Origin of the sequence: Chroogloeocystis siderophila 5.2 s.c.1, assembly GCF_001904655.1 — a bacterium.
Lineage (GTDB): Bacteria > Cyanobacteriota > Cyanobacteriia > Cyanobacteriales > Chroococcidiopsidaceae > Chroogloeocystis > Chroogloeocystis siderophila.
The window spans coordinates 23,708-30,453 of sequence record NZ_MRCC01000028.1; the positions used below are offsets into that span (position 1 = coordinate 23,708).

Here is a 6,746-nt window from a genome sequence, read left to right on the forward strand (position 1 = left end):
CCCCACGAGTGGGGAACTTTAATTTGGAAGCTTCTGACGCTGCTTGGTTTTTCTGACTCTGGGGAAGAGGATAAGGAGAAATAGTGTTTACAAGCAGTGCCATGTCTTCTTGATTCTTGCCACCATTGTATTGATTGTATTAAAAATTACTAATACCCTTTGGTTAGGTATTGCTATTCCTACCAAACAGAGTTAATTTATGCTCTAATATGATGCCTCTATACTGCAATCAAGGACACAAAAATCAAAATGGTAGCCGCTTTTGTATTGAGTGTGGTGAACCACTGTGGCTACCTGCAGGAGAAGTTTTAGAAAAGCGCTATCGTCTTGTACGTCAGTTAGCGGCTGGTGGCTTTGGGCGTACCTACTTAGCAGAAAATCTGCATCGCTTCAATGAGCGTTGCGTACTCAAAGAATTTGCTCCACAGGTACAAGGCGATCACGAACTCGAAAAAGCAAAAGAATTGTTTGAGCGCGAAGCTGGGGCGCTATATAATCTCAAGCATCCGCAACTACCGCGTTTTTTGGAATTTTTTCAAGCGGAAACAAAAACTGGCGTAAATTGCTTATTCTTAGCACAAGATTATATCGAGGGAGACACCTACTACGACTTATTGCGATCGCGCGGTTCTTTCTCGGAAGACGAAGTTCGACAATTCTTGTGTAAATTATTACCAGTATTAACGTACATTCACGCACAGAAAGTCGTACACCGTGATATTGCTCCAGACAACATCATTCTGCGAAGTACCGACAAAATGCCCGTCCTGATTGATTTTGGTGGAGTAAAACAAGTTGCGGCAACTGTTGTATCTCGATTCACTGGGTTAGGAATGCCGACTTTAATAGGTAAACAAGGCTACGCCCCAGAAGAACAGATGCGCCAGGGTAAAGTATATCCCAATAGCGACTTGTACGCGCTGGCGGTGACAGCATTGGTATTGCTGACGGGTAAAGAACCGCAAGACTTATATGATAGCTACAAAGGTACGTGGCAATGGCGTAAAGAAATTAACGTCAGTCCGCAGCTAGAAGCAATACTACAGAAAATGTTGGCGTATCAACCAGGCGATCGCTATACGAACGCCGAGGAGGTCTTACAAGCCCTACAAACACCACTACAAAAAATTCCAACGCTTAATATTTCGCAGCTAAGAACGATTAATATATTAGGACGTAAGCCCGAACCTACGCGCAATCGTCAATCACCAGAAAATCAAACGCACTCCACAAAAACTCAAGTGATGGCTGCGAACGCCAACAAGCCGATTAAGTTAAACTTGGGTTGGCTGCGTCCTCTGCTTATGAAAGCAATAACTGTAGGCTTAGTGGGATTGGCTGCAACCAGCGCGTGGGTCTTCGCAAATGCTATTATGCGTACGCCATCGTTAAATCCAATAGCACAGCGATCGCCAACAAATACCAACACAGCAGCCAGGCTACAAAACGTCGTTAGCCGCCGCCAAGCTTTACAAATTCGAGAAGCTTTCTTTGTTGGTCTGGTTGATGATTCTTTCCATCGCCAACATCCTGACTTAAATGGACGTAGCCTGAAATCTGATGCTCAAGACGCTGCATTGCGCAACGATTGGTTTACGATCGCCGAGCAGATGCTCGATAAACTAGAACAAGCAGAACTCTCGCCAGCAATACGACGCCGCCTAGGAACATACACCGAAAAAGACTATACAACTTGGCACAAGCAAGCTAATCAAGGACAGTTGGGGAACTACACCAGTGATGAATTAACTCGACAAACAAACCAAAAGTTTTATCGCCTCTTCCCTGAAGAACGCGGAAAGAAACTTAAACTTAATACATTAGGTCAAATATGGTATGCGATCGCCGCCGAGCGAGTGAATCAACAAAAACAGGCTAGTCAATAAAAGCGAGATTGTGAAAAGTGTAAGCGTCTTGTGTGCGCAAGTCGAAAACGAAATATTTATTTTTCATTCTTGCATTATCGCACGCACTATTTCACTAAATGAGAACTACAATTAATCTCTCCGCTGCCCACGCCAGTCGCCTCAACGGGGTGAACCTTGCGGTCGGTTTGCTCAACGAAGGACACCTTTGCACGCAACCGAACCGACCTCCCGCACAACGCAGGCTCCTCTGCACCTGCATCTGCCTATTTGTAGAAACTTTAGAGTGAAACGGTATGATGTACTGCTCCAAAGGACACGAAAATCCAAATCGCAGTCGCTATTGTCTTGAGTGCGGCGAAAAGCTAGTGGAAGCAAGCAACACACAACCAGGAATTATTGGCGATCGCTATCGCATTATCCGCCAATTAGGGCAAGGTGGCTTCGGACGTACTTATCTCGCAGAAGATCTTAATCGCTTCAATGAACTGTGTGTTTTAAAAGAATTTGCGCCCCAAGTACAAGGTACCTATGCTCTCCAAAAAGGGCAACAACTATTTCAACGCGAAGCCGGAGTTCTCTACAAATTACAACATCCACAAATTCCTAATTTTCGCGAACTTTTTCAAGCTAATTTGGAAGGTAAGGGACATTTACTTTTAGTCCAAGATTATGTTGCAGGTGCGAGCTATCGCCAACTATTAAATACCCGCAAACAGCAAGGTTTACAATTTAATGAAACTGAAGTTACACAGCTATTACAACAAATCCTGCCAGTTTTAGATTATATCCACGCACTCGGAGTTATCCACCGCGATATTTCGCCAGATAATATCATCTTGCGCGATACGGATTATCTACCTGTACTCATCGATTTTGGTGGTGTTAAACAAGTAGCCGCATCAATTGTTTCTCAATTTAGCCCTGCTGATCCTCACGCTACAGTGTTGCCTGTTACTCGCGTCGGTAAAATTGGATGTGCACCGCCGGAACAGATCTTTTCTGGAGTTGTCTCACCCCAAAGTGATTTGTATGCTTTAGCCGCAACCGCACTCGTATTATTGACAGGTAAAGAACCACAAGATTTAATCGACGAGCAAACATTAGAGTGGAACTGGCGGCACGAAATTAATCTTAACCCTAACTTAGCGAATGTCTTGGATAAAATGCTCATGCCCAAAGCAAGCGATCGCTATCCATCTGCACGCCAAGTTTTGCAAGCCCTCAATCGCAACGCACCCAAACCATCCACAGTACAAGTACCAACAACAATTGTTTCAAAGCCTCCAGTCCCCAACACTGTTCCAGCGACATGGCAATTACAGCCTGCGAGTGTGAGTTATGCGCACACTAACAGCTTTGGTTTAGGAAAAGTCTTTGTTGTAGGAATACTGTTAAGCGTGACAGCAGGATTAAGTTGGTGGGGAACTCGATTTTGGCTACAATCTCGCACTCCAAGTACGCCAGAACCAGTACAAACCAATCTTCCTGTAGCGACACCAACACCCACGCCGCAATACTCCACCGCCGAACAAAACCGCAAAAACCAATTACGCGCTCGCCGTCAACAACTGGGAATTAGTGATAGTTTTTACAATGCTTTAGTGAATCAGTTATTTTGGGAAGAACGCCCCGAACAACAAGGCAAAGCCCTCAGTGGTAGCCCTGCGGATGCAGCGTTACGCAGCGAGTGGGATAGTATTGCCGCAGAAGTCCTCAACAAACTGCAAGCATTAAGCCCAGAAGCCCGCCAACGATTGGGAAAATACCGTGCTGCGGATCGCGATCGCTGGAAAGCAGCCGTCAATAAACTTAACCTCAGCAGCCGTGCTTTATATGACCTCGCAGATGCTACGTTTTTCAACTTATTTCCACAACACAAAGGTAGAAATTTTATCAACCAGCCGATTGGTCAAGTATGGCACGGGATCGCAACCGATAAACTACAACGCCTAGTCTCAGGTAGTGGTTATGAAAAAATCGCGTTTGGGCAAGGAAACACAATTCAACAAGTTCGGGGAAACTTACAACCAGGTGAAGGCAAAGCTTATATTGCACAGTTAACAAAAGATCAACTTATGCAACTTAATCTTGAAGCCGATCCCCGCGTACTGATTTCGGCATACTCTCCTACTGGCAGTACAGTTTTACTCGAAGATTCCAGCGATCGCACTTGGTCGGGTAAATTACCAGAAACAGGATATTACGAGTTTGTTGTCGTGTCGACTGCATCAGCACCTCTTGATTATCTCTTCCAAGTTATAGCTGATTAGCTCAAAGCCAAGAGTAGGTGGGCGGGTAGGAGGGTTGTAGGGTAGGCAATTATGCAGGTATATGAAAAAATCGCAATTAGATCACTTCCCACACTCCCCACACCCCCCACACTCCCACACTACTCGTTGCCTGTGACTTTAGTAACGGCTTCTTTCGCGCCTTCTACAGCTTTCTGCACAATGCCTTCACCTTGTCCAGCATTTTTAACATTTTCTTCATAAACCTTGTCAGGATCTTCTGCTGCTTGTATTTGTTCCTCGTAAGCTTGTTCGCGCGCACTTACAGCTTCTTGCGTGCTTTGATCCATCGTCTCCTGCTGCATCATGGGTCTACTTGCAGCCATACTCGGCTGAGTTGCGAAAATCAACAGACACGACACACTCATTAAACTCACTAAACCTAGAATAACTAGGCTTTGGCGAAATGCTTGCTTCAACACAGCAAAAATCCGTTGCATATAAACTTTTCCTCACTTTCTCGTGATGCTAGTGTAAAAATTACTGACACACCCTGTAAATCCCAAGCTGAATTGCATCCTACGCGGCAGTGTTATCCGATGCCTTCTACCTGCGGGGAGAATTAGAGTAGAGGAAGCAGAAGAGTTATGAGTGCTTAGTGTTGAATGTTAAGTTAAGAAACGCTTTACAATTCAAAACGTGCTAACACACCGCTACGCTTTCCAAAACTCAAAATTTGAAACTCACCACTCGCTCCTCGCTCCTCGCTCCTAGTTCCTACTTAAGCTTCATCCAAAGCCGCGATACCAGGAAGTTCTTTACCTTCAAGTAACTCTAAGCTAGCGCCGCCACCCGTTGAAATGTGACTCATTTGATCGGCGACACCTACTTTCTCAACGGCTGCAACCGAGTCACCACCACCGATAATTGTCGTGACGCCTTGTTTGGTAAGATCGGCAAGCGTGCGTGCGATCGCTTCGGTTCCTACGGCAAATTTATCAAACTCAAATACGCCCATTGGTCCGTTCCAAATAACCGATTTGCACTCAGCAAGCGCATCTTGGAACATTTTGACAGAATCAGGACCAACATCTAATCCCATACCATCATCGGGAATATTCTCCACGCTAACAGTTTCTGCATTAGCATCTGCTGCAAATTTATCAGCAACGACAACATCCGTCGGTAACAGCATTTGCACGCCACGTTCTTTTGCTTTAGCTTCTAAGGATTTGGCAAGTTCTAGCTTGTCATCTTCTACTAATGATTTACCAACACTCAACCCACGGGCTTTGTAAAAGGTAAAAATCATCCCGCCACCCAAAATCAGCTTGTCGCACTTTTCTAGTAATGTCTCGATGACACCAATTTTGCTAGAAACTTTAGAACCACCAATAATCGCTGCTAAAGGACGTTGGGGATTTTCAATCGCGCTTTGCAAGTACTGTAATTCTTTTTCAATCAAGTATCCAGCGACAGAGGGGCTAAGATAGTGCGTTACACCTTCGGTTGAAGCATGAGCGCGGTGGGCTGTACCAAACGCATCGTTGACATAGATATCCGCATTGGCTGCTAACTGTTTCGCAAATTCAGGATCATTTTTCTCCTCTTCTTTGTGAAAGCGGACGTTTTCTAGCAACAACACCTGACCATTTTGCATTCCTGATACTTTACTCGCAACTTCGTCTCCAATACAGTCATCGCATTTGATCACTTCTTGACCGAGTAATTCCGAAAGCCGTTTAGCAACAGGAGTCAGACGCAGCTTGTCATCAACACCCTTGGGACGTCCGAAATGGCTCGCTAAAATGACCTTAGCGCCTTTTTGCATCAAATCCTGAATCGTCGGCAGTGCTGCGCGAATCCGAGTATCATCAGTGATATTCCCTTGGTCATCCAATGGAACATTAAAGTCCACCCGCACTAATGCACGCTTACCCGATAAGTCTGAAGCCGATAAATTTGCTAAAGTTTTTTTGGACATAATTGACAAGTTCCTCCTAATTGGATTCTTAATTAATTATTAAGCGCCGTCCACATTTTACCGGAGTCGGGGTATCAACGATGCCTGCAATGTTTAAGACTGTTTTATTTCCGATCGATCAAAGCCGAGATGCTAGAGAAGCGGCTGAAGTTGTTGCTGATGTCGTGAAAAAGTATGATAGTCGCTTGGTGCTGCTATCAGTCGTCGAATCTGCGGATTCAGAAAACGAGCCTGGGGCGGACATGATGGCGTCACCTGATGCTGTAGCCCAACTGCTCAGAAATGCCCAATCGCTATTTACTGAACAGGGTATCCAAGCCGAAACAATCGAACGCGAGGGTAAACCTGCGTTTGTCATTTGCGACGTAGCAGATGAAATTGAGGCGAATTTAATTATCATGGGCTGTCGTGGACTGGGATTAACTGAAGAAGGTGCCAGCGATAGTGTGACGAATCGCGTGATCAATCTTTCTCCCTGTCCTGTATTGATTGTTCCTTAAATAGCAATTAGAGTTAGCTCTTTATTTATTTGGGACGGAGTTTATTTTGAAAGACTTTAGAAAGTTAAAAGTATGAAAGAAAGCACACGCTCTAACGCTAGCAGATTATAGCAAATCGGCAGATAAAAGCCCATCGAGAACGCCATCTTTCCAGTGAAGACCTGAA

5 protein-coding genes are annotated in these 6,746 nt (G+C 44.9%); 3 read left to right on the top strand and 2 right to left on the bottom strand.

The genetic code is table 11. From position 1 onward, the window contains the following. The first annotated feature begins 209 nt into the window (after positions 1–209). Positions 210–1,886, top strand: a complete 1,677-nt coding sequence (locus NIES1031_RS22075) for a serine/threonine-protein kinase (protein ID WP_218596929.1) — start codon at positions 210–212, stop codon at positions 1,884–1,886. A 275-nt stretch (positions 1,887–2,161) separates the two neighbouring features. Next, positions 2,162–4,138 carry a serine/threonine-protein kinase gene (locus tag NIES1031_RS22080; RefSeq protein ID WP_073551594.1) on the top strand — a complete coding sequence of 659 codons (1,977 nt, stop codon included), beginning with the start codon at positions 2,162–2,164 and terminating at the stop codon, positions 4,136–4,138. A gap of 119 nt (positions 4,139–4,257) precedes the next feature. Here the strand turns inward: NIES1031_RS22080 and NIES1031_RS22085 are convergent, their stop codons facing one another. Both NIES1031_RS22085 and NIES1031_RS22090 read right to left on the bottom strand, forming a co-directional pair. Further along, positions 4,258–4,596, bottom strand: coding sequence for a hypothetical protein (locus tag NIES1031_RS22085; protein ID WP_073551595.1), 339 nt, complete (start codon positions 4,594–4,596; stop codon positions 4,258–4,260). Between the two features lie 281 nt (positions 4,597–4,877). Then, positions 4,878–6,080, bottom strand: a complete 1,203-nt coding sequence (locus NIES1031_RS22090; protein WP_073551596.1) for a phosphoglycerate kinase — start codon at positions 6,078–6,080, stop codon at positions 4,878–4,880. Between the two features lie 89 nt (positions 6,081–6,169). On the opposite strand from NIES1031_RS22090, the gene NIES1031_RS22095 reads away from it, so the two are divergent. After that, positions 6,170–6,580, top strand: coding sequence for a universal stress protein (locus NIES1031_RS22095; RefSeq protein ID WP_073551597.1), 411 nt, complete (start codon positions 6,170–6,172; stop codon positions 6,578–6,580). The last annotated feature ends 166 nt before the right edge of the window (positions 6,581–6,746 follow it).